The following is a 24,314-nucleotide window of genomic DNA, read 5'->3' as shown; positions in this document are numbered from 1 at the left end:
AGTTTAACGCTGACAACTAGGTCTCGGCTCAAACTCGCTGGCTCGAATTGGAAGCTGCACCACTTTGCCGCACCCAGGAGGTGCTTGTAAACCGGTTTCTTCATTAATGAATGCCCAACGAATAGAAGCAGGACGAGTATCCGCTATGGCTTCAGGGTTGAGTGGTTTAAGGTAGCGAATATAGGCTTCTAGTGCACCAACACTGCCTGTTAAACCTGTGCTCTTGTTATCGTCGCGACCAATCCATGCAACAGTAACTGTGTTTTGGTCAAAACCGGCAAACCAGCTATCGCGTAAATCATTACTAGTGCCTGTTTTACCTGCAAGTTGGATTGATGGGAAGTGGGCGTTTAAACGTTTAGCGGTACCGTCTTTTGTCACGCGTTTCATTGCGTACTTGGTCATGTAAATTGATGCATCGTCGAAGCGTTTTTGCGAAGCCACTTCATGTTTATAAAGTACTTTACCTACTGAGTCAGTCAGTGCTGAAATAGACGTTAATTCGCGGTACTGGCCATCTGCGGCAAGGGTAGTATAAAGCTGTGCCACTTCAAAACTAGAAAGCTCAAGTGCACCTAAAAGCAATGATGGGTATTGATCAATACGCCCTTCTACACCTAAACGCTTCAAGGTATCGGCCACTTTATCTACACCAACATCAAGACCAGTATTAACTGCAGGAATATTAATACTATTACTAAATGCTTTATATAATGGCATATATCCGCGGAACTGCTTGTCGAAGTTCTCAGGTTGCCATACTTTACCTTGCTCATTAGTCACTTGTAGCGGCGAGTCATCCACTAAAGTGGCAACATTAAATTTGCCACTTTCAAATGCTGTTAAATAAACTGCGGGCTTAACTAATGAGCCAATGTTACGCTTAGTATCTAGCACTCGGTTAAAACCAAAATAACGTACGTCACGACCTGCAACTAATGCTGAGACCCCACCCTTTGCAACATTAACAGAGATCATCGCCGCTTCAAGCTCTTCTGTTTTAGGGCGTCTTTCTAGGTAAGGTAAACTTGCTTCAATAGACTCTTCCATTGCTGTTTGCTTTTGTAAGTCAAAATAGGTGAAGACACGTACCCCAGCATCTAACACCTGCTGATCTGGTAACAAACGTTTTAATTCGCGATTAACCAACTCTAAGTAACCCGGATATGACTTTTGCAGGCTGTCTTTCATCGGTGCAATATCAATAGGACGCTTTAACGCCGCGCGGTATTCTCGAGTATCAATAAGCTTATTTTCAACCATTAAACGAAGTACGAGATCACGGCGCTCCATTGCACGTTCGCTATAACGACGCGGGTTGTAATACGAGGGACCTTTGACCATAGCCACAAGCAGTGCAATTTGATCGTATTCAAGTTCGTCCACAGGTTTTGAGAAATAAAACTCAGCGGCAAGACCCATACCGTGAACACCTTGATTGTAAGACTGACCCAAATACACTTCATTGAGGTAGGCTTCTAATATTTCATCTTTGCTGTAGCGATAATCTAATATTAATGCGATAAGCGCTTCATTAAACTTACGCACCAGCGATCGCTCACGGGTTAAATAAATATTCTTTGCTAATTGCTGAGTTAAGGTACTACCGCCTTGCACTGTTCTACCAGCTTTAATATTACTGTATAGAGCGCGCATAATTGACCACACAGATACGCCGTGGTGTTGATAAAAATTACGGTCCTCAACCACCAGCAAGGTGTCTTTTAGCATCGGTGGAAATTTATCAAGCGGCACAAACTCACGATCTTGTTTTGAGTCATTGCCAATTCGGGCAATTTGTACCGGCTCTAATCGTGCGCTGTTCAAACGACGACCAAACTTATCTTTGATTGTTGCTAACTTTTGCCCCGAAAAGCGCAGCTCAATTACTTGTGAATCTTCTAGGCCATCATAAAACTCAAACTCACGGCGATACACTTTAATACTATTGGCTGATTTAACATACTGACCGGTACGGCTTAGCTTATTTACAGATGAGTAATTTAAGCGGTTCAATTCCCAAATAACCTCTTGCTGAGACAAGTATTGCCCAGGATAAAAGCTCATTGCACGGGCATAAACTTGTGCTGGTAACTGCCATTTATTGCCTTCAAACTGACGGGTAATTTTGGCATCTAAATAAATTAGATACAGCACCATAGCAATAATCAATGCGAGCGAAAGCTTCCAAAAGATTGACCAAAGTTTTCTTGTTACACTGGCTTTAGCTGGGCCTTTGGATGCGCGTGAGCGCTTAGTGGTATTTTTCTTTGATGTCGCCTTAGGTTTGCTAGACGATTTTTTTGCAGGAGTTTTTTTATCAGCCATTGAGTTCGCTATTGGTCAGTTAATTTTACAGGAATACACCTTGAACAGCGCAATGTTAACACCTGTAAAATTAACAGTCACTTAAACTCGTTTAGCGTGTACACAGCCATAGCGAGTGGATCACTGCTGGTATAAAAAAGATGAAGCATAAAATAATGTTAATCACTAAGTCTTTGCCTGCACCTGCTTTTAAAAATACTGCCACAGGCGGTAAAAATAGTGAAATGATTATAAGTAAGAGTTTGTTATCCATAGTTTTTCCTTATTAGTTTGGAATTTAAAGCATAGTTCAAAAATAACTATTTCGCTTATTAGAAAAAAGTTATTTAAATGCAAAAAAGCCCTACCTAAGTAGAGCTTTGATTTGAACACACAATGATATTGTTAGGTACGTGCTACTGCACGCACTTAGATTAGTTACTGCGAACTGATACAAACTCAGGGTAAGCATCAATACCACAGTCATGTTGATCCATACCGTTCAACTCTTCTTCTTCGGTAACACGGATACCCATGGTATTTTTCAGAATTGCCCACACGATTGATGATGCGATGAACACAAACCCTAAGATACATACTAAGCCAATTAATTGATTAACAAAGGTTGCATCTGAGTTTGAAAGTGGTACTAGCATGATACCTAATGAACCACACACACCATGTACAGAGATAGCACCCACTGGATCATCAATTTTTGCTTTATCAAGCGCAACAATACTAAACACAACCAGTGAGCCACCTAATAGACCAAGTAAACAAGCAAGTAATGGAGTTGGTGATGCTGGCTCAGCAGTAATTGTTACAAGACCTGCTAATGCACCATTTAGAACCATAGTTAAATCAGCTTTACCCCATAACACTTTACACACGAATAGTGCTGCAATAGCGCCACACGCTGCTGCTGCATTAGTGTTTAAGAAGATTTTACCTACTGCTGTTGCATTTTCAGCGTCAGAAACAAGTAGTTGTGAACCACCGTTAAAACCAAACCACCCCATCCAAAGGATTAATGTGCCAAGTGTTGCTAACGGTAAGTTAGAACCTGGAATTGGATAGATTTCACCGTTTTTACCGTATTTACCTTTACGAGCACCTAGGAAAAGTACACCAGCTAGCGCTGCCGCAGCACCTGCACCATGAACGATTGCAGAACCAGCGAAATCAACAAAGCCCATTTCAGATAAGAAGCCTGCGCCCCAAGTCCAGTAACCTTCGATTGGGTAGATAAAACCAGTTAAAACAACAGTAAAAACTAAGAATGCCCATAACTTCATACGCTCAGCCACCGCGCCAGATACGATTGACATAGCCGTTGCTACGAACACAACTTGGAAGAAGAAATCAGACTCTAAAGAGTGGTCCGCATCAGCAGCTTGAGTGCCAATTAATGCGCCAAATGAAGGAATGAAACCGCCTTCTGCATTATCAACATACATGATGTTGTAACCCACTAATAAAAACATAGTGCAGGCAATAGAAAATAGTGCAACGTTTTTAGTTAGGATTTCTGTTGTATTTTTTGCACGCACTAAACCTGCTTCCAGCATAGCGAAACCAGCCGCCATCCACATTACTAAAACACCCGACATTAAAAAGTAAAAAGTGTCGAGTGAGAACTTCAACTCTACGATAGTGTTTTCCATAATTCCCCCTTAAATTGCTTCTTCATCTAGTTCGCCCGTACGAATACGAACGATTTGGTCTAAGTCGTAAACAAAAATTTTGCCGTCACCAATTTTGCCTGTTGAAGCAATTTTTGTGATGGTTTCAACTACGCGTTGACAATTTTCGCTACGAGTTGCAATTTCAAGTTTGATTTTTGGAATAAAATCGACTTGGTATTCAGCTCCACGATATAGTTCAGTATGACCGCGTTGACGACCAAAGCCTTTTACATCAACAACTGTCATCCCCTCAATGCCTAAATCAGCCAATGCTTCACGTACATCATCAAGTTTGAATGGCTTTATTATTGCACTAATCATTTTCATAGTGGCCCCCTTCGGACGCTTATTGTTATCCTGTTGGTTTATACAATCCAACCTTTGTGCCATTATTTTTTATTCTTTAATTTCAATTATTTATTAATAAAAACTAGTTTTTGCACAAAAAAAATGCACCCTAATGGTGCGTTTTTTTAACAATTAGCCAGCGCTGGTGCAGTAAGCACAACTATAACTGAACTAAGCAGTTCCGATCTTGCTGTTTGGCTTGATATAAGGCTTTGTCAGCAATGCGCATCGCAGCTGTAAGTGATACTTTTTGGAATAGGGTCATACCGATGCTCATCGTTAATGAATAAGGCTCACCGTTAATTGAAAAAGCATGACTCGCTAACTGCTCTCTGAAAATATTGAGTTTAGATTCTGCGTTAGCTAAATTCATATTGTGCAGAACCACTGCAAATTCTTCGCCGCCAATTCTAGCGATAGTGAAGTCATCAAATTTAGTCTTTAAAAATGAAGACACTTGTTTTAGAGCCTGATCACCTGCTTCATGACCAAACTGGTCATTCACATTTTTAAAGAAGTCGATATCAAGCAAGGCCAGTACGTTTTCTTGCTCAACATTTTTAAGTAATTTTTCTGCGTATTGATAAAAATAGCGACGATTATGCAAGCCAGTTAAATGGTCGCGGTAGGCGCTTTCTTTTATATCGGCTATTAAAGCAAGCTGCTCCATGGTTTGCATAACACGGCAATGAAATTCTTCATTCATAAACGGCTTAGTTAAAAAGTCGTTTGCTCCGTATTTAATAAAACGCGCCGACAAGCCATGCTTACCCGCACCGGATAACCCGATAATTGCTAAGTCATCACGGCCACGGAAATTACGCACCGCTTTCACTAACTCAAAACCATCCATTGTTGGCATTGCATAGTCTGTAAGTAACAACTTAATCTCAGGGTCGTCTTTTAACATTTGCAATGCTTGCTCACCATCTTGGGCATCGCGTACATCAAACAATTGCTTTTCGAGCATTTGCTTCATTAAAGTGCGGCTCAATACTGAGTCATCGGCTACTAGCGCTTTACTCCCATCATTTCTAAGTAGTTGCGCAACAAGCTTTATCGCATAATGATATGAATCACGGTTATCTTTAACCACGTAATCTACTACACCAAGCTCTAACATTTGCTGGCGAATATATTCATCAATCTTTGATGTCAGGACCACGGTTGGAATATTTTTTGATAAGGTGTATTTAGCTACTTCGCCATTCATCGCATCAGGTAGCGTTAAATCGACTAAGGCTAAGGTGTAATCGTGCTCTGATATTAAAGAGACGCCCTCTTTTAAAGACCACGCAAAGTCAACAGCTACATCTAAATAGTGAGCAGCGAGATGACGTAACACTTGCTGTACTACTTTACTGTCTTCGACGACTAATACTCTTTGCATTGCAACTTCTCTTTTCTAAGCACGTGTACACAGATTATAAACACGCTAAATATACGTCATTTTTTAATCTAGCTAAATAATTAAGCAAAATATCTTTGCTAAAAAAATGCACTTTTTTGTAATCGTTCAGCATTTCCGGTTATTTTTCTGTTTAACAGCTAATATTGGTCACTAGTCTCATTAGTTTGTCATCGAGTTTGCTTTACTTTTTAATAGCTGCAATTCGAATAATAAGGAATCAACATGAAACTAGTTAGTTTTATTGGCTTGTCAGTGACAGCACTAACACTGACCTTCAGTACTCCAAGCTTTGCTGATAACGGACGTCGTATTGACGTTGACAGCAAAGTAGTGACAGAGCATCAAGCTCGCATTAATGGTGAGCGCTTTTCATATACCGCAACCACAGGCACACAACCGGTTTGGAATGAGCAAGGCGATGCCGTTGCAACGCTGCAATATACTTATTATACCCGCGATAAAGTAGACGATAGAACAAAACGTCCTTTGGTCTTTTCTTTCAATGGTGGCCCAGGCTCTGCCTCAGTATGGATGCACCTTGCCTATACTGGACCACGTGTATTAAAAATTGATGACGAAGGCTATCCAGTTCAACCTTATGGCGTAAAAGATAACCCTTACTCAATTTTAGACGTGGCTGATATTGTTTATATCAACCCAGTTAACACGGGTTACTCACGTGTTCTTGAAAACGAAAAAGGTGAGCTTCCGAGTAAATCAGACCAACAAAAAATGTTCTTTGGTGTTAACGCTGACATCAAATACTTAGCAGAGTGGTTAAATACTTTTGTTTCTCGCAACGAGCGCTGGCGTTCGCCTAAGTTCTTAATTGGTGAGAGCTATGGTACAACGCGTGTATCTGGTCTTGCTCACGAATTACAAAATCGCCAATGGATGTATATCAACGGCGTTATTTTAGTATCACCAACTGAAATTGGTATTAAACGAGAAGGCCCGGTAGAAGCAGCTAATCGCCTACCTTACTTTGCAGCGACAGCTTGGTACCACAAAGCCCTCAGCGCAGACTTACAAGCAAAAGACTTAGACGAGTTACTACCTGAAGTTGAACAGTTCACCGTTAATAAGTTTTTACCAGCAATTGCTAAAGGTGGTTTTTTACCTGCAGATGAAAAGCGAGCAATCATTAAGCAAGCAGCAAAATACGCAGGCTTATCTGAGAAGTTTGTTGAGCAAAACAACCTTGATATTCCAACTAATTTCTTTTGGAAAGAGTTATTACGTGAGCGCGGCCAAACAGTGGGTCGTTTAGATTCTCGTTACCTAGGTATCGACAAACGTGATGCAGGTGAGTCTCCTGATTACTGGGCAGAACTGACTTCTTGGTTACACTCATTCACGCCTGCAATTAACTATTATCTTCGTGAAGAGCTTAACTACAAAACAGATATCAAATATAACCTATTTGGTAATGTTCACCCTTGGGACCGCTCAGGCAACAACACAGGTGAAAACTTACGTTTAGCAATGGCACAAAACCCATACTTAAACGTGATGATCCAATCTGGCTACTACGACGGTGCAACAAACTACTTTGATGCTAAATACACAATGTGGCAGTTAGATCCAAGTGGCAAAATGAAAGATCGCTTAAGCTTTAAAGGCTATCGTAGTGGTCACATGATGTATTTACGCCATGCTGATTTAGAATCATCAAATAATGACTTACGTGATTTTATCCTTAAATCACTACCAGCCGAAAGCAAATCAGCAAAATACTAAACAGCGTATTTGCAAACCCATAATAGAAAAAGCCCGTTTTATGCGGGCTTTTGTTTTTCCACCAATCTATTTGGGTATATACTCAAGTCATTGATTTAAGGATTTGGATAATCAGCAAATGGCAGAAAAATTTCGTGTGATGTTTGCAGGCCTTGAAGCCGGTGTCGACCAAACACAAGCAACAGAACAACTAGCCGCAAAACTAAAAACAACAACAGACAAAGTAGCGACCCTGTTTGAGCATAAGCCATTATTTGCGCCGAGCGAGCAAGATAAAGCACTTAAACAAGCTAAGTTGCTTGCCAGTGTAGGCATTAAAGCTAAACTCCAAAGCGTTAATCAAACAGCCACCAGCAGCCAATCAACAAATTTAGCCGCACAAGCCAAAGAGCGTGAAGAACGTATTTTCGATGCCCTCGATTACATTACCAGTAGCCTTATTCGCCTAGAAGAAAAGCTAGATGACCTAGAGCAACGTTTACCTGAGCCAGAAAATAATAGTGTTGCTGATAGCGACGATAGCTGGCAAGAAGATGCTCTGCTGCTTGAAGACGAATTAACAGAGCCCGTTAAAAAACGCTCAAACACACTACTCTATTCGCTTATTGCGATGGTCATTTTATTATTAATCATTTTGGGTGTAGTGGAGCTTTTTCCTGAACTTTTCTCCTTTTTAGAAAGTTAACACTAATATTGACATGAGCAACACACGAGCAGAAATCAGACAATCCATTCGAAAAAAGCGCAATTCACTGACTGTTGAACAACAAAAAAATGCAGCGATTGCGCTAAAAGTGAATTTTATTCAATACTTAAAATCGTTAAAAACACCTAAAAACGCCCATATCGGCATTTATTTTAGTAATGACGGAGAGTTAGACACCTCATTGTTAATTAAAGAATTATGGGTGCAAGGACAGCATTTATACCTGCCTATAATCCACCCCTTCAACGGTACAACTTTATACTTTCAAAGGTATGAAGAAAATTCACCCATGACTGCAAACCGCTATGGTATCTTGGAACCCAAGTTAAATTGCAGTCAAATATGTCCTCTAGACAAGCTTGATATTTTACTTATGCCATTAGTGGCATTTGATGATCAAGGTAACCGTTTAGGAATGGGCGGCGGGTTTTATGACAAAACGTTGGCTCGGTATTACCAAGAAAACTGGCAAAAACCGATTTTGATCGGCCTTGCCCATCAATGTCAGCATGTTCCAGCATTGCCTATTGAATCGTGGGATGTACCGTTAAAATACATTATAACCCCAGAGAAAATCTACCAATGGTAAGCAAACTGTTTGTATACTATAGACCCTCTCTGACAGCTAACTGAGCACATAATTATGACGCAAGATGAATTAAAAAAAGCCGCTGCCTGGGCAGCCCTTGAGTTTGTAAACGAAAATACCATTGTTGGTGTAGGTACAGGCTCTACAGTGAATCACTTTATTGATGCACTTGATACAGTAAAAGACACCATTACTGGTGCGGTTTCTAGCTCTGAGGCTTCAACTGAAAAGTTAAAAGCACTGGGTATAGAAGTATTCGAGCTAAACGATGTATCAAGCCTTGATGTGTATGTTGATGGCGCAGACGAAATCAACCCACAAAATGAAATGATCAAAGGCGGTGGTGCAGCGCTGACACGCGAGAAAATCGTTTCAGCGGTAGCAAAACAATTTGTTTGTATTGTTGATGAATCTAAAGAAGTTACAACATTAGGCGCATTTCCACTACCGGTTGAAGTGATCCCAATGGCACGCAGCTATGTAGCTCGTGAACTAGTAAAACTAGGCGGTGACCCTGTTTACCGTGAAGGTGTTGTAACAGATAACGGTAACGTCATTTTAGACGTGCACAATTTAGATATCAGCAACGCCAAAGAATTAGAACTAACAATCAACCAGATTGTTGGCGTAGTAACAAACGGCTTATTTGCCCATCGTGGCGCAGATAAAGTCATTATCGGCACCAAAAATGGGCCGCAAATAAAGTAAATAGGAATGAGGATATGAGTAAGGTATCGTTAGCAAAAGACAAAATTAAAATTCTCTTGCTGGAAGGCGTGCACCAAAGTGCTGTAGAAACGCTTAAGCGTAATGGCTACAGTAATATTGATTACGTAAAAACATCCTTACCTGAAGACGAGCTCATTGAGCGCATTAAAGATGTGCATTTTGTAGGCCTTCGCTCTCGCACTCATATTAATGAAGCGGTATTAGAAGCAGCTGAAAAGCTAGTCGCAATCGGCTGCTTCTGTATCGGGACTAACCAAGTCGACCTGCAAGGTGCCCGTGAACGTGGTATTGCGGTATTTAACGCGCCATTCTCAAACACCCGCTCTGTGGCAGAATTAGTACTTGGTGAAATCTTATTATTACTTCGTGGTATTCCAGAGCGTAATGCCCTAGCGCACCGCGGTGGTTGGTTAAAATCAGCCAACGGTTCATTCGAAGCACGTGGTAAAACGTTAGGTATTATTGGTTACGGCCACATTGGTACACAACTAGGTATCATGGCTGAAAATATCGGTATGAACGTTGAGTTTTACGATATCGAAGACAAACTAACACTGGGTAATGCAACGCAAGTTCATAACCTAACTCAGTTATTACAACGTGCTGATGTTATTAGCTTACACGTACCAGAAACACCGCAAACGAAGAACCTAATTGGTATGGCAGAGCTTGAAGTAATGAAGCAAGGCGCCATCTTGATCAATGCTTCTCGCGGTACTGTTGTTGATATTGATGCTCTAGCAGAATCACTGCGTGATAAAAAGCTGAGCGGCGCAGCAATCGACGTGTTCCCTGTAGAACCAAAATCAAATGATGAAGAGTTCGTATCACCGCTGCGCGAGTTCGATAACGTGATTTTGACTCCACACATTGGTGGTTCAACACAAGAAGCACAAGAAAATATTGGTATTGAAGTAGCAGGCAAACTTGCTAAGTACTCAGATAATGGTTCAACTATTACAGCAGTTAACTTCCCTGAAGTATCATTACCTGAGCTTGCAAACCGCAGCCGTTTATTACACGTACACCACAACCGCCCAGGTGTTCTAACGCAAATTAACCAAGCGTTTGCACAGCACGGAATCAACATCGCAGCCCAGTACTTACAAACAGACGAAGCGATTGGTTACGTTGTAATTGATGTAGATACAGATCAATCAGAAGTAGCTCTTAAAGAGCTAAGTGCTGTTGAAGGGACAATCAGAGCACGTATCCTTCACTAATCATTGGCATATCGAATAAATAAAAAGCGCAAACAGTTAAACTGCTTGCGCTTTTTTTGTAAGACAAAACTTTAAGCTCGTAGGTTAGTTTGAGCGTAGCGAAACCAAACACGAGAACCTAGCTATAAAACGTAAATTTTAAGCTCTAAGTCAAAAATAGCTCACCGTGGGCGTGAAATTTATTTCGCGCGATGGCTTATTTCTAACAAATAAAACACCAATCATTTCTAAAAAAACAGTAAAAATGAGAACAAGCTTGTATTTGGACAAAAAGTTTTTAGAGGCAAAAGCGATTCACTCTATGTCGGCGAAAATAAACTCCCCCCCTCCTCAGCCATACTTCCCTGTGTAAATCACGCCGATGAGTCAGTAAATTTTACTCATCAGTCGCTTGTGGTTTTGCATCTTTATCTTGGTGTTTTTCGCTTATCATGGCGTTTAATTTCTCACCGCCTTTGATACCAAAATCTAACGTGCGGATTGGGAATGGAATGGTCATGTCAGCTTCACTTAGCGCGTTTCTTACTGCCACAACAGCCTTGTGACGAACGGTCATGAAATCCGCTTCGCCAGGGTATTTAATCCAAAACCAAACCAGTAGGTTAACGCTGCTATCACCAAAGCTTTCGGCGTAAACGGCGGTTTCTTCTTGTTTAATAACAAAATCAAACTCATTGATTTTTTTAACAATCACTTCTGCGGCTTGTTCTGGGTCGTCAGCATACGAAATACCCACTGGCACCTCAATACGACGCACACCTAACGTGCTGTAATTACTGAGTATATTTCTAAATAGAATCTTGTTAGGCACTAAGATAAGTTGCCCATAAAAGTTCTCAATGAGGGTGTTTCTAAGATTAATCGCCCGTACTGTACCGAACACGCTTTCGGTGCGAATTACATCACCTGTTTTAAATGGTTTGCGGATCCCCATAGCAATACCTGCTATAAGATTCTCTGTCATATCCTGAAAGGCAAAACCAATCGCAAGACCAACAATACCAGCACCGGCAAGTAATGAGGTGACCGTGCCTCTGAGGCCCAGGAAATCAAGAGCTACGAATAAGCCTACACATAACACAATAACCTTGGCTATCGATGACATTAAGTCTGCTATTTGCGAAGACTCTAACGAGCGGCGTAATAGCTTTCTAAGCATTGAGCCGACGATACGCGCCAGTAATGAAAATACGATAGTGATGACTACTGCGACAATAAAGTTTGGAATATGGCTTATAATGATATCAACCCAGCCACCGAGTTTTTCTTCTATAAGTTTTTCGGCCTCACCTACGGTTGGTATTTTTAACATACGATTACCTGATCATTTAAGAAACATAGCGAGTGGTCTGCAAAATAAACGCCAGTTTCATACAGGCACAAAAAAGCCGTGCTTAGCACGGCTCTTCTAATTCATTTTACTAAAAAATTAGTTCTGCTCTTCCCGTAAGAAAACAGGCTCTAATTCTTTTGCTGTTGCATCGCTGCTAAAGTAATATCCTGCGACGGTGAAATCTTTTAAATCACTTAATTGGGTAATTTTATTTTCAATGATGTAACGTGCCATCATGCCGCGAGCTTTTTTCGCATAAAAGCTGATCACTTTATATTGGCCGTTTTTACAGTCTTTAAAATGTGGAGTAATAATTTGAGCGTTTAAGGCTTTTTTATCAACCGCTTTAAAATACTCATTCGAAGCAAGGTTTACCAAATATTTGCTATCTTGCTCAGCAAGCACAGTATTAAGCTTTTCGGCGATAACACTGCCCCAAAACTGGTATAAGTTTTTACCACGTGGGTTTTCTAGTTTAGTGCCCATTTCAAGGCGGTAAGCTTGCATTAAATCGAGTGGCTTCAGTACACCATAAAGGCCTGACAAAATACGTAAGTGCGACTGTGCGTAATCTAGGTCGGCATCACTAAGAGTTTGTGCATCTAATCCACCGTACACATCGCCATTAAAGGCTAGCACTGCTTGTTTTGCGTTATGTTGCGTAAATGGCTGTGACCACTCGGCGAAACGTGCCGCATTCAAACCCGCTAGTTTATCGCTGATTTTCATTAGGCTGCCAATTTGCGCTGGGGTTAAATCACGGCAAACTGACATTAACTCTTCGCTGTGCTCGAGTAATTCAGGTTGAGTGAATTTATCGGTCGTGGCTGGTGTTTCATAATCTAAATTTTTTGCAGGTGAAATAACAGTGATCATACTTAGCTATTGACTTGTAATTTGTTTGATGTCAATTTCAACATTAATTGAATCAAAATGCACGTTTTGTTTCGTCCTGCCTTTATCCGCTGTTCTTTCATACATAATGTTCTAGTTTTCTGTATTAAGGACATTTGACCTATTAAACACTGTCATAGTGTTGCAGCATAAAGGCCGCTATAATGGATTTTCTTTTAACTTGCTTGGAATGAGGAAAGCAAATGACTTCAGCACTACAAAGGCTTAAACAACATTCATCTATTGTTGCAGATACGGGTGATATCGAAGCTATCAAAAAGCACCAACCAGAAGATGCAACAACAAACCCATCTCTACTTTTAAAAGCCAGTGAAATTGAAGCGTATAAGCCTTATTTAGATAAAGCGTGGCAATATGCCAAAGAAACCGAGCAAGATGCAGCTAAACAACTTGAGTTAGCATGTGATTACTTTGCTGTATTAATTGGTAAAGAAATTAGCGAAATCGTACCGGGCTATATCTCAACAGAAGTAGACGCACGTTTATCATTTGATACCCAAGCGACTATCGATAAAGCCCACACTTTACTAAGCCTTTACGAAAAAGAAGGTGTTAGCAAAGATAAAATCCTAATCAAAGTTGCATCAACGTGGGAAGGTATCAAAGCCGCTGAACAGCTTGAAAAAGAAGGCACTAAGTGTAACTTAACGCTGTTATTCTCTGAAGCACAAGCTCGCGCATGTGCCGATGCGAATGTATTTTTAATTTCACCATTCGTTGGCCGTATCCTGGATTGGCATGTTGCTAATGGTATGGAAAAACCAACTGATCCGCTAAACGATCCAGGCGTGCAATCAGTACGTAGCATTTACGAGTTCTACAAACGCCATGATTACAAAACTGTAGTTATGGGCGCAAGCTTCCGTAACACAGGCGAGATCATCGCGCTTACTGGCTGTGATAAGTTAACTATCAGCCCTGCACTTTTAGAAGAGCTTGGCCAATTAACTGATGCACAAGAGTACTTATTAGAAAGCGACTTTGCTGTTGAAGAAAAACCAGCACCACTGACTGAAAGCCAGTTCCGTTGGTTACATAACCAAGACGCGATGGCAACAGAAAAGCTTGCTGAGGGTATTCGTTCTTTTGCACAAGCGCAGCTTGAATTAGAAGCTCGTTTTAAAGCAATGTAATTTAAATTACAGCATTTTTTGAAACGCCACCGCTAGGTGGCGTTTTTGTTTCTAAAATAACTAAACCTTTGATCTATTCATCTATCAATCACACTTCTGTAACAGTATTGTCACTTTTTTATTCTATTTTTGAGCAGCCTGTGGTATAGGTATTTCCGAGGTTCAAAAAATCAATAGGAGAAGTTCATGGATAGCCTAGACGATATTTTAGAAATATTAGAAGGTCCTAGCACAACAAAAAAGACCTCTACAAAAAATAAAAAGAGAAAATGGCGCGAAATCGAAGCTCTAAAAGATAAGCATAGACTTCGCAAAGAACTACAGGAGTTAGACTATTTCACAGACAGCGTTGAGCTTGATGAATTAGACTTTTAATTAAAGGCCCGCAAGGGCCTTTTGCATTTGTGCTATAGAATTTGTGGCAACGACCAATTGATCGGCGCTTTGTTTTGATCAATAAGTAGCTGGTTTGCCTTTGAAAAATGCTGACAACCAAAAAAGCCACGATGAGCAGAAAGCGGTGATGGATGCGGACCTTGAATCACATGATGACGCGAGGTATCTATGTGTTTACCTTTTTTCTGAGCATGTGCGCCCCATAATACAAACACCACACCGTCACAGTGCTGGTTGATAAGCGCAATCACTGCATCGGTAAATTGCTCCCAGCCAAGGTGCTTATGAGAATGAGCCTGTCCTTGCTCAACAGTCAGTACAGTGTTGAGTAAAAACACACCTTGTTCTGCCCAACTTTGCAAATAACCATGATGTGGTATCTCAAAACCTTCAATATCTGTCGCCAATTCTTTGTACATATTTTTCAATGACGGAGGTAACTTTTTAACTTCAGGCAATACCGAAAAACAAAGACCATGGGCCTGACCTTCTCCGTGGTATGGGTCTTGCCCTAAAATAACCACTTTGATTTCATTTAGTGGTGTAACATCAAAAGCAGAGAAAACCTGCTCATCTTTTGGATAAACGGTAACACCCTCTGCTCGCCTATCTGCCACATATTGCAAGGTTTCTTGCATGTAAGGTTTCGCAAGTTCGGTATCTAGAAATGTTTGCCAGTCGATCATTTTGAAGCCTGTATTTGCTGACGAGAAATGTCTATTTTACCACACATATCAGTCAAGCCATCAAGCATACGAGTTGTAAAACGGTGCAATAAGTCAGCGTTCACACTAATAAACTGGTTATGCTGCACAGCTGGCAATTCGGGCCATTGGCGCCAATCAATTTTAGGCTGAGGCTTTTTCGATTTTTCATCTGGAATAATCACCACTTCAGGTTTGGCAACCAATACATTTTCAATACTAATACGCGGATAGTCGGTATCACTATTAGCAAACACATTGTCGGCATGGCAAATGGTTAATAGCTGATTGATCCAAGTGTTTCCACCAACCGTCATCATAGGTTCAGGCCATAATTGATAAAACACCGAAACTTTCGGTTTGCCCTTTTGAGCTGTACGAATAGCATTGAGTTTATCTTCAAACTCTTTGGCAACTTTATTTGCCCTTGTTTGCAAATGCGTAAGCGTACCCAGTTTACGTAGTTCATCGGCAACATTATCAACCTGATTAGGATTACTGTAAGCAACTGGAATACCTAGCTTTTCAATATAAGCGAGATCTTCAGCTTTGTTACCCGTTTTCCAAGCTAGTACAAGATCCGGTTTTAACGACAACAGTTTTTCCATGTTAATGCCGTAATAGCCACCTACTCGTTCAATATCATTCGCTTGCAAAGGAAAGTCAGCATAGTCAACGGTACCAACAATGCGCTCACCTGCACCTATCGCAAACAGGTTTTCAACGATATGCGGCGCTAAAGCAACAATGCGCTGTGGCTTGTTTATTTCATGGGCCTGTGTAAGTGCCGGTAAATAAAATAAAACACCTAAGAGTGCAAACTTGATGGCCTTCATGTTAATAATCGAATCCTTTTTGCGCTTTGATACCGGCATCAAAAGCATGTTTTACGTTTCTGACTTCACTGACTGTATCAGCTAAGTCGGTTAGTTTACGGTGCGCACCACGACCTGTAATAATTACCGATTGCATAGCAGGGCGAGAGCTAATTGCCTCTAGCACTTCGTCTAAATCAATATAGCCGTAGGTGATCATGTAGGTTATTTCGTCTAGCATAACGAGGTTAATCGACTCATCCTTCAGCATTCTTTTTGCTTCTTGCCATGTCACTTGCGCAGCAGCGGTATCTGACTCTTTATTTTGTGTTTCCCAGGTAAAACCTGTGTTCATAATGACAAATTCAACCCCAGCTTTTTCGAGTAAGTTACGTTCACCACACTCCCATGTGCCTTTAATAAACTGGCACACAGCCGCTTTCATTCCGTGACCTACCGCACGTGCTACAGTGCCAAAACCAGAGGTAGATTTGCCCTTACCGTTGCCAGTTATAACTTGAAAAATCCCCTGCTCTTTTTGTGCCGCAGCAATACGTTCGTCTACTTTTTCTTTTACTTTTTGCTGGCGTTGTTGGTGCTTATCTTGATTCTGTTCGCTCATTGTTGTTCCTTATGCTCTAAATTGAAGTTCTCATAAATATTGATGATTTGTTCAATATCGAGATTCTCTGCTACCACGTTTGCTAAACGGCTTAACTGTTGTTCACGGTTTAAATTAATATTAATTGGCTTAATTTGGCTATTTGGAGCAAGCCAAGTTGTTAACTCGCCCACGCCCTCTGGCGTATCGAACAAGCCGTGTAAGTAAGTACCCGCCACTTGGTTATCATCGCTAATAAAACCATCCTCTTTAAATCCACTCGGGTGATTATTAAAACTCAAAAATGGCTTTTTAAGTGCTGTTCCTTGGCTTATCCCGGCGTGAATTTCATAACCTGAAATTGCGTTATCGCTATTATTTAAATGAAGTATGCCAGATACTTGGCTTAGTACTTTTCGCTGCTCCAATTGCGTTTTAAAGTCAGCAAGCCCTAGTCCTTCTGCACTACCTAAATTAGATTCAACAGCATGTGGATCTTCTAGGTAATTGCCTAACATTTGTAGTCCACCACATATACCGAGTACTTTACCGCCATAGCGTAAATGACGTGTTATTTGTTTATGCCAACCTTCATTTTTTAAAAAGGCTAGGTCACTTAAAACATTTTTGCTACCAGGGATAATGATCAAATCGACATTAGGAATAGCTTGAGTATGACGTACATACTGTAAATCGATTTCTGGTTGTAATCGCAGTGCATCAAAGTCGGTATGATTACTAATATGAGGCAATAACAAAACTGCTATCCGTAATTGCGGTTTATCGACCTGATTACTTATAGCAACAGCATCCTCTGCATCTAACGCTAAGTCATGTAAATAAGGTAAAACCCCAAGCACGGGCTTATTTGTATATTGTTCTAACCAATCTAAACCGCCTTGCAATAACGCAATATCACCCCGAAAGCGGTTAATTACAAAGCCTTTAACTCGCGCCTGCTCCGACTCAGACAATAACGCTAACGTCCCAACTAAGTGAGCAAACACACCGCCTTTGTCGATATCAGCAATAATAATTACCGGGCAGTCCACCGCTTCAGCGTAACCCATATTAGCAATGTCATTTTCACGTAGGTTGATTTCTGCAGGACTGCCAGCTCCTTCAACGACCAATAACTCAAAACGCTCACTTAAGCGCTGCTGCGAAGTAAGAACCGCATCCATGGCCACTTTTTTATAATCGTGGTAACTGCCCGCTTCCATATTCGAAAGCGCTTTGCCATGGACGATAACCTGCGCCCCTGTATCGCTATTGGGCTTTAACAAGATAGGGTTAAAATCGACTTCTGCGGGCACTTTTGCTGCTATAGCCTGCAGAGCTTGTGCTCGACCTATCTCGCCACCATCAGCGGTTACAGCGCTATTTAATGCCATATTTTGTGGCTTAAAGGGGGCAACCTTAATGCCTCGCTCTGCAAAGATCCGGCAAAGAGCTGCTACAAGGGTACTTTTACCTGCATCTGAGGTCGTGCCTTGCACCATTATTGTTTTCATGATTTTTCACTTTTTAAAGTTTGTGCAAGACCTGCAATCACAAATTCAACACGTGTAACTTGCTGTGCTAAGGCTTGATGCAACCAGCCTGAATGATCAACAAACTGACGACTTAACTCACCTAGCGGCACGATACCATGACCCACTTCATTGCTGACCAAGATCACCTCACCCGGCAATTGCACTAGCGCATCGAGTAAGGCCGCTTTTTGCTCAAGCCAAAATGCCTCACCATGCTGGCATAAGCAATTACTTAACCACAGCGTTAAACAATCCACTAAAATACAGTTTTCAGTCTGGCTATGCTGTTGTAATGCTTTGGCTAAATACAAAGGCTCTTCAACAAGTTGCCAATGCTTACTTCGTTCTATTTGATGTTTACTAATTCGGGCAGCCATTTCCTCATCGCCAGCGTTTGCGGTAGCAACGTAGATAAGCGGTTTGTTTGAATTAGTTGCCAACTGCTCAGCAAAACGACTTTTACCACTGCGAGCACCGCCTAAAATTAAAGTATGTTGTTGGCTCATAATAGACTCACCAAGCAAAGGTAGGTAACAAGCTCTGACACTTGCTGGGCAGCACCTAGGCAATCGCCGGTATAGCCAGATAATTGTTTTTCAAACCAGCGCTTTAATAATAATCGAGTAACAAAAAGCACGCTAATGAGTATCAGTAATTGCCCTAGAGTGAAACCAAAAAACAACCATGCTATTGCCAAGACTGCGCCGCCAGTTGCTAGCAGTATTTGATAACTTTGTGTGCTTAAATGCATCGCTATTGGTTTTACTTTAGATGTGGCATCCTGACTTACATAATCCATATCTGCAATTAAGCTTGTTGCTACAACTCGGCTTAGGCTTTGCCCTAGAACAAGTGCAATAACAAGAATACTGGTTGCTTCGGTGAGTGCGACAAGTGTTTGGTACTTAATTAATAAAGCCATCACTAACGCCGCTGCACCATACGTCCCTAATCGACTATCTTTCATAATGCTGAGTTTATCTGCAACGTGCCAACCACCACCAAAGCCATCCCACACATCAGCAAGGCCATCTTCATGAAATGTCCCTGTAATTATCAAGCTAAAGGCCATAACTAACGCTATTGCTATAGCAGCGGGGAATAACCAGTTCAACAACAAAAAGCTTAGCGCTAAAAGTACACCTAATAAAACCCCGACTAATGCAAAATAACGGCTGGCCTGATTGAGTGCCGTGCTCGATACTACAAAGTTTAATTTAACGGGTATGCGCGTTAAAAAGCTAAGCGCCAGTAAAAATAGCTGAAGCTGACTTGAGGTAGTATTTGATGTGTTAAGTTCAGTGCTCATATTAAACTACTTGCTCAACATTGGCATCGGCAAAACTTGCCATGTCATTGTAAAACGCCAAAGATGCTTGCAATAAAGGTAAGGCAAGCGCAGCCCCGGTGCCCTCTCCTAAACGTAAATCAAGCTGCAATAAAGGTGCTGCATGCAAGGCATTGAGCATTGCTTTGTGCCCTTGTTCATCAGAGGCATGAGCAAATATCATGTAATCGCGAGCGTTTGCATTAGTCCGAGTTGCAACAAGCGCTGCTGCAGTACAAATAAAGCCATCCACGATCACAGCCATGCCAAGCTCGGCAGCAGCTAAAATAGCACCGGTGATCTGAACAATTTCAAAACCACCTAATGCCGCTAACGTCATTAGTGGATCGCTAAAATGAGCTTGGTGTAATTGAAGGGCTTGCTCGACAACCTTGATTTTTTTAGCAACAACCTCGTCACTCACGCCTGTGCCTTTACCAACACATTGACTGGCAGGTAACGACAACAAGGCAGCCATCAATGCCGCAGCACTTGTGGTATTGCCAATGCCCATCTCACCAAAGGCGATGGTATTGCAGCCTTGCTCATAGAGTGAATGAACTCGCTGCTTTGCTAATTCAACCCCTTTTTTAACTTGGCTAAGAGACATCGCCATTTCGGTATTTAAAGGTGCGGTGATTTCACCTAAACGCTGGTTATGCACACCTTTACCATGTGCAGTACTGAGAGTTCCGGCATCAACAATTTCGAGCTGCCAACCTAGCTGACGACAAAATACATTGATCGCTGCGCCTCCTGCTGCAAAGTTTGCCACCATTTGTGATGTAACGCAGCTAGGAGCAATTGACACCCCTTGGCTTGCAACACCATGGTCGCCAGCAAATACAACCAGAGTAGGGCTAGAAATAACCGGTTTAAAGGCTAGAAGCGCCTGCTCACTATCGAGCTGCTTTGAGAAAACAAGCGTTAATTGTTTAGCACAGCTTTCAAGCTGACCTAACGCACCAAGCGGCTTCGTTTTAAGGTCTATTTTTTGTTGAATAATAGCTGAAAACTGCTGGTTAATTGGCATGATATTAAACATTAACTACCTGCTCTGTTTACGAAAATACAGTAAGAATAAAAAAAACACGCTGCCGATAGCTGCTGTGATCACACCAACGGGTAATTCTTGATTATTCAATAAGGTTCGGCATAGCACATCAACCCACACCATAAAAATACCGCCGACTAGCGAAGTCATGATTAAGTTATGGCTGCTGCCTTGTGGCGAAAAGTAACGCACAATATGTGGGATCATCAGGCCAACAAAACCGACGCCACCACACATAGCAACAAGCACTGCAGTTATTAATGAACTTAGCAGTAGCATCATGATCCGAAAGCGCTGTACATGAATCCCCAAAGTCGCGGCACTTTCATCACCAAGTAGCATTGCATTAAGCTGACGACGAAAAGCAATCATCAGTGCCATACAGGCAGTAATAACTATAAATGGCATCCAAAGAGTATCCCACTGCGCACGAGAAAAACTGCCCATGGTCCAAAATAAAATAGCTGTAATGGCTTGAGGATCACTAAAATAAAGTAGCAAACTAGTCATAGCACTAAATAAGAATGATAAAGCAACGCCGGCAAGTAACATGGCTTCAACTTGGCCAACATGGCGACGGCCTGCAATAGCAATGAGCAACAGCATAGAGAGTAAGCTTCCGGCAAATGCTGCAATTGACATACTAAAACCAAAACTCACGCCTGTTAGGGCTATAAAGCACACGACACCGAATGAAGCTCCCGAAGAAATTCCAAACAAATAAGGATCAGCAAGTGGGTTTCGGGTTACGGTCTGCAAAATTAATCCCGCAAGGGCAAGCCCAGATCCCGCTAAAAATGCCAGTACGGTTCTTGGCATGCGTAGCTGCCAAATAATACGCTGCACAAACTCATCGCTACCTTGGCTAAATAAGCCATCAAATACTTCACTCAGTGGTGTATTTGCAGCACCAAAGCTAAGAGCTAAAAAGCAACTAATAAGCCCAACTAGGATACAGACACTTAAACGTATTGCATCAGTCACGTTGATACTCCTGAGTCTGATAACCATAGAAGTAAGTAATGTGTGGAATATACTTATCATTGTTTGATTGGGGATGAGCAGATACTGTTGCGCATACACCAAATACATCACTTAACAGCTGCTCTGTTAGCACCGCTTTTGGTTGTCCCTGACAAATCAAGCGACCTTCATCAATCACCAGTAATTCATCACATAAACTTGCTGCGAGATTTAAATCATGGAAAGAAGCAAGCACAGTCACATCGAGGGACTTTGCTAATTCCATTATTTGAATTTGGTATTTAACATCAAGGTGGCTAGTTGGTTCATCCATGATCAACAGCTTAGGCTGCTGTACGATAGAGCGTGCAATGAGCGCTCTTTGCTTTTCGCCACCAGAGAGAGAATCAAATGCTTGCTCACTATGATGCGACAAACCAACCTGCTTAATCGCTTGATATATTCGCTGCTTATCTTTGACAGAGGTACCGCTGAAAAGTCGTTTATGAGGGGTTAAGCCAAGACTCACAACATCAAATAATGACAAATTAAACTGCGATGGAGACTCTTGTAAAACCACCGCAACCTGCTTTGCATATTCATCAGCACTGATTTGCCAAATATCTTCACCGCTTAGCAGCACGGCTCCTTGCTGAGGTTTCAAGTAACGATAAAGACAGCGCAGCAGACTTGATTTACCAGCACCATTAGGGCCGAGTAAACCGATAAATTGCCCTGCTTTTAATTCAAGGCTAATTGATTTAAGTATGGTTTTATTCGCAGTACCCCAACTTAAATCAGAAACTGATATTAATGGCGCAGCGCTAAGGCTATTTTGTTGCAAGTTTATTCTCTCTTGGCGAGTAATAGCAACGCACAAGAAAGCACTGGTAAGTACCAGAAAATGATGTGAGTTGACCCGCTCGATGATTAATTGTTAGTGCTAAGTATCTGGCTAACCATTATTTAGATGGATTACAGTTGCGGGAACAGCTGGAGAATTGCACTCCATTCCATAGCATATGAGTATTATGGCGGGCTAAGTAAATAATTCAATGAATATCGCTCTAGATGGCTAAAAAACAATTTTTGGCCAAGCCTGTCCTTGTTCATCAATATATACATCGAGTGTTATAAGCCCAGCATATGGGAGATGGAAAACATTTAAATGTGTAGCTGATTGTTTAGGCATTTGACAAACAATAGCTAGAATTTGTTTAATCACACCAGCATGGCTAATTACTAATGACTGAGTATGTTTAGATTCACACAATGATTCTAAAAACGTTTGCCACCATGTATCTACCCGAGTATAAAAATCAGCCATAGCTTCACCATTCGGTACTTTTACTTGCCAAGGATGCTGCCAAAAATCACCGATATGAGGTTTACTTGTTTGCTGCCAAAGCTGCTGGTAGTCTTGGCCATCCCAATCACCAAAATTGAACTCTTTCAGAGCGTTATAATACCGAACGTTCAGTCTGTGTTGATTTGCTAAATAGTCAGCATGAACTGAGCAACGCTTCAGCGGTGAGCTATATATGGCATTTAAATTTTTGAGTTCAGCTGAGGCTTGGCGCATTTGTCTATAGCCTTGTTCAGATAAATCAACATCGATTTGCCCAGAAAGAATTCCAGGCGTAGCTATTTCGCCATGGCGAAGAAAGTAAACTCGTGAAGCAAATGCGTCCATAATGTTCCTCAGTAACCAATAGTGAACGTTAACGCGTTTTAATTACTCTGTCGAGTTATGCTAAGGAAGTCATGCTAAACGCATTAATCGAACGTCAAAATGCAGCACTGCATTTGCGCCAATCTTGCCACCGTTACCTTTTTTACCCCATGCAAGCTCTGGAGGGATCACAAATTCATAACGAGAACCAATATTCATTAGCAACAAGCCTTCTTTTAACCCTTCGATTGCTTCAGATAATGCAAACACCTCTGGCATACCCGCTTTGTAACTGTCGGCAATCACAGTGCCATCAGCAAGCATAATGCGCTGATTAATGACCACTGTGTCGAACTCTGTAATTCGCTCTCCTTCAAGCTCATCAATCACTTTATACATTAAACCCGACGAACATAGATGTGTATCAGGATGAGATGAGAACTTAGCAATAAATGCTTCACTATTTTTACGATTTAAACCTGAAGAGCCTTTCGACTTGGTTGTTTTCTTACGAGACACATCAAACCTTAATTGTATTACAAATTTAAAACGCTTTATCGCATAACAAAGTCAGTGAAGCAAGGGCAAGTATCGTCTGTAGCGAGTTAGCGAGAGTAAAGTTACAAGCTAGAAAGGGGAAAGATACGAGTTAGAAAAGGGAAAGTTTGAGGGTCTGGCGTAGGTTGGGTAGAGCTCAGCGAAACCCAATACAGAGCTATCAGCTTTCAGCCGTCAGCGATCAAGCTGACGGCTGAAAGCTGACAGCCAAAACGCAAAAAAGCCCGACTCTTTCGAATCGGGCTTTCTTTAATAGGATCCTGGCAATGTCCTACTTTCACATGGCAAATGCCACACTATCATCGGCGCTGTTTCGTTTCACTACTGAGTTCGGCATGGGGTCAGGTGGGTCCAAAACGCTATTGTCACCAAGAAAATTCTTTTCAATTTTCTTATTATTTTAAATTTTAAGTCTTACGACTGAATTTGGAGCCTGGCGATGACCTACTTTCACATGGCAAATGCCACACTATCATCGGCGCTGTTTCGTTTCACTACTGAGTTCGGCATGGGGTCAGGTGGGTCCAAAACGCTATTGTCACCAAGCAAATTTGGGTCGTTAATCGCCTT

Annotated in this window: 25 protein-coding genes, 2 rRNA genes and 1 riboswitch; of the genes, 7 read left to right on the top strand and 20 right to left on the bottom strand. The window is 41.5% G+C overall.

All coding sequences use genetic code 11. From position 1 onward, the window contains the following. Positions 1-3: 3 nt before the first annotated feature. The 5 genes from mrcB to J3455_RS03625 all read right to left on the bottom strand — a co-directional run bounded on the left by mrcB (position 4) and on the right by J3455_RS03625 (position 5,730). Positions 4-2,328, bottom strand: a complete 2,325-nt coding sequence (mrcB, locus tag J3455_RS03645) for a penicillin-binding protein 1B (RefSeq protein ID WP_349561128.1) — start codon at positions 2,326-2,328, stop codon at positions 4-6. A 91-nt stretch (positions 2,329-2,419) separates the two neighbouring features. After that, positions 2,420-2,581 carry a YqaE/Pmp3 family membrane protein gene (locus tag J3455_RS03640; protein ID WP_082401591.1) on the bottom strand — a complete coding sequence of 54 codons (162 nt, stop codon included), beginning with the start codon at positions 2,579-2,581 and terminating at the stop codon, positions 2,420-2,422. A 160-nt stretch (positions 2,582-2,741) separates the two neighbouring features. Beyond that, a complete protein-coding gene (locus J3455_RS03635; RefSeq protein ID WP_130049527.1) occupies positions 2,742-3,971 on the bottom strand; it encodes an ammonium transporter AmtB in 1,230 nt (409 codons plus the stop codon). Positions 3,972-3,980: 9 nt separating this feature from the next. Next, positions 3,981-4,319, bottom strand: a complete 339-nt coding sequence (locus tag J3455_RS03630) for a P-II family nitrogen regulator (RefSeq protein WP_054554260.1) — start codon at positions 4,317-4,319, stop codon at positions 3,981-3,983. 181 nt (positions 4,320-4,500) lie between these two features. Further along, positions 4,501-5,730, bottom strand: coding sequence for a diguanylate cyclase domain-containing protein (locus tag J3455_RS03625; RefSeq protein WP_130049528.1), 1,230 nt, complete (start codon positions 5,728-5,730; stop codon positions 4,501-4,503). Between the two features lie 243 nt (positions 5,731-5,973). On the opposite strand from J3455_RS03625, the gene J3455_RS03620 reads away from it, so the two are divergent. The 5 genes from J3455_RS03620 (at position 5,974) to serA (ending at position 10,738) form a co-directional block, all read left to right on the top strand. Then, on the top strand, positions 5,974-7,491 hold the full coding sequence (locus J3455_RS03620; RefSeq protein ID WP_349561125.1) for a S10 family peptidase: 1,518 nt from the start codon (positions 5,974-5,976) through the stop codon (positions 7,489-7,491). Between the two features lie 118 nt (positions 7,492-7,609). Beyond that, complete coding sequence (locus J3455_RS03615) at positions 7,610-8,176, top strand: hypothetical protein (protein WP_130049530.1); 567 nt, start codon at positions 7,610-7,612, stop codon at positions 8,174-8,176. A 13-nt stretch (positions 8,177-8,189) separates the two neighbouring features. Next, positions 8,190-8,786 (top strand): 5-formyltetrahydrofolate cyclo-ligase, encoded by a 597-nt coding sequence (locus J3455_RS03610; RefSeq protein ID WP_349561124.1) that lies wholly within the window; start codon positions 8,190-8,192, stop codon positions 8,784-8,786. A 54-nt stretch (positions 8,787-8,840) separates the two neighbouring features. Next, complete coding sequence (gene rpiA / locus J3455_RS03605) at positions 8,841-9,494, top strand: ribose-5-phosphate isomerase RpiA (protein WP_130049532.1); 654 nt, start codon at positions 8,841-8,843, stop codon at positions 9,492-9,494. A 14-nt stretch (positions 9,495-9,508) separates the two neighbouring features. Then, positions 9,509-10,738, top strand: a complete 1,230-nt coding sequence (serA, locus tag J3455_RS03600; RefSeq protein WP_167659130.1) for a phosphoglycerate dehydrogenase — start codon at positions 9,509-9,511, stop codon at positions 10,736-10,738. A 376-nt stretch (positions 10,739-11,114) separates the two neighbouring features. On the opposite strand, the gene J3455_RS03595 is transcribed toward serA, so the two are convergent. Both J3455_RS03595 and yaaA read right to left on the bottom strand, forming a co-directional pair. Continuing rightward, complete coding sequence (locus J3455_RS03595; protein ID WP_294087991.1) at positions 11,115-12,050, bottom strand: mechanosensitive ion channel family protein; 936 nt, start codon at positions 12,048-12,050, stop codon at positions 11,115-11,117. A 117-nt stretch (positions 12,051-12,167) separates the two neighbouring features. Next, entirely contained in the window at positions 12,168-12,947 is a 780-nt protein-coding gene (yaaA, locus tag J3455_RS03590) for a peroxide stress protein YaaA (RefSeq protein ID WP_167659128.1), read from the bottom strand. A 221-nt stretch (positions 12,948-13,168) separates the two neighbouring features. On the opposite strand from yaaA, the gene tal reads away from it, so the two are divergent. Both tal and J3455_RS03580 read left to right on the top strand, forming a co-directional pair. Continuing rightward, complete coding sequence (tal, locus tag J3455_RS03585) at positions 13,169-14,119, top strand: transaldolase (protein ID WP_130049535.1); 951 nt, start codon at positions 13,169-13,171, stop codon at positions 14,117-14,119. Between the two features lie 186 nt (positions 14,120-14,305). Beyond that, positions 14,306-14,494, top strand: a complete 189-nt coding sequence (locus J3455_RS03580) for a DUF3545 family protein (RefSeq protein WP_054554247.1) — start codon at positions 14,306-14,308, stop codon at positions 14,492-14,494. 32 nt (positions 14,495-14,526) lie between these two features. On the opposite strand, the gene ung is transcribed toward J3455_RS03580, so the two are convergent. The 13 genes from ung to rrf (J3455_RS03515) form a co-directional block, all read right to left on the bottom strand. After that, positions 14,527-15,201 (bottom strand): uracil-DNA glycosylase, encoded by a 675-nt coding sequence (gene ung, locus J3455_RS03575; RefSeq protein ID WP_167659127.1) that lies wholly within the window; start codon positions 15,199-15,201, stop codon positions 14,527-14,529. Continuing rightward, entirely contained in the window at positions 15,198-16,055 is an 858-nt protein-coding gene (locus J3455_RS03570) for a cobalamin-binding protein (RefSeq protein ID WP_349561120.1), read from the bottom strand. The genes ung and J3455_RS03570 overlap by 4 nt, the downstream gene beginning before the upstream one ends. Before the next feature lies 1 nt (position 16,056). Next, entirely contained in the window at positions 16,057-16,656 is a 600-nt protein-coding gene (gene cobO, locus J3455_RS03565) for a cob(I)yrinic acid a,c-diamide adenosyltransferase (RefSeq protein WP_130049538.1), read from the bottom strand. Beyond that, positions 16,653-18,149, bottom strand: a complete 1,497-nt coding sequence (locus J3455_RS03560; RefSeq protein ID WP_349561118.1) for a cobyric acid synthase — start codon at positions 18,147-18,149, stop codon at positions 16,653-16,655. The genes cobO and J3455_RS03560 overlap by 4 nt, the downstream gene beginning before the upstream one ends. Then, a complete protein-coding gene (cobU, locus tag J3455_RS03555) occupies positions 18,146-18,676 on the bottom strand; it encodes a bifunctional adenosylcobinamide kinase/adenosylcobinamide-phosphate guanylyltransferase (protein WP_349561117.1) in 531 nt (176 codons plus the stop codon). The genes J3455_RS03560 and cobU overlap by 4 nt, the downstream gene beginning before the upstream one ends. Next, positions 18,673-19,479: an adenosylcobinamide-GDP ribazoletransferase gene (locus J3455_RS03550; protein WP_349561116.1), complete on the bottom strand. Its 807-nt coding sequence runs from the start codon at positions 19,477-19,479 to the stop codon at positions 18,673-18,675. Before J3455_RS03550 ends, cobU begins: the two co-directional genes overlap by 4 nt. A gap of 1 nt (position 19,480) precedes the next feature. Then, positions 19,481-20,542, bottom strand: a complete 1,062-nt coding sequence (gene cobT / locus J3455_RS03545; protein WP_349561114.1) for a nicotinate-nucleotide--dimethylbenzimidazole phosphoribosyltransferase — start codon at positions 20,540-20,542, stop codon at positions 19,481-19,483. Between the two features lie 3 nt (positions 20,543-20,545). After that, positions 20,546-21,562, bottom strand: a complete 1,017-nt coding sequence (locus J3455_RS03540; RefSeq protein ID WP_239977771.1) for a FecCD family ABC transporter permease — start codon at positions 21,560-21,562, stop codon at positions 20,546-20,548. Beyond that, positions 21,528-22,358: an ABC transporter ATP-binding protein gene (locus tag J3455_RS03535; RefSeq protein WP_178926653.1), complete on the bottom strand. Its 831-nt coding sequence runs from the start codon at positions 22,356-22,358 to the stop codon at positions 21,528-21,530. The genes J3455_RS03540 and J3455_RS03535 overlap by 35 nt, the downstream gene beginning before the upstream one ends. Positions 22,359-22,461: 103 nt before the next feature. Beyond that, positions 22,462-22,529: riboswitch (cobalamin riboswitch) on the bottom strand. Positions 22,530-22,589: 60 nt separating this feature from the next. Continuing rightward, positions 22,590-23,207 (bottom strand): histidine phosphatase family protein, encoded by a 618-nt coding sequence (locus J3455_RS03530; RefSeq protein ID WP_256855227.1) that lies wholly within the window; start codon positions 23,205-23,207, stop codon positions 22,590-22,592. Between the two features lie 69 nt (positions 23,208-23,276). Further along, positions 23,277-23,705, bottom strand: a complete 429-nt coding sequence (locus J3455_RS03525; RefSeq protein WP_130049545.1) for an FKBP-type peptidyl-prolyl cis-trans isomerase — start codon at positions 23,703-23,705, stop codon at positions 23,277-23,279. Between the two features lie 297 nt (positions 23,706-24,002). Next, positions 24,003-24,117, bottom strand: a 5S ribosomal RNA gene (gene rrf, locus J3455_RS03520). A gap of 58 nt (positions 24,118-24,175) precedes the next feature. Beyond that, a 5S ribosomal RNA gene (gene rrf, locus J3455_RS03515) occupies positions 24,176-24,290 on the bottom strand. Positions 24,291-24,314 lie beyond the last annotated feature (24 nt).

This window comes from Pseudoalteromonas sp. NFXS39 (assembly GCF_040148775.1).
Classification (GTDB): domain Bacteria; phylum Pseudomonadota; class Gammaproteobacteria; order Enterobacterales; family Alteromonadaceae; genus Pseudoalteromonas; species Pseudoalteromonas apostichopi.
The sequence above is the reverse complement of the archived record's forward strand: the minus strand, read 5'-3'. Positions and strand labels throughout refer to the sequence as shown.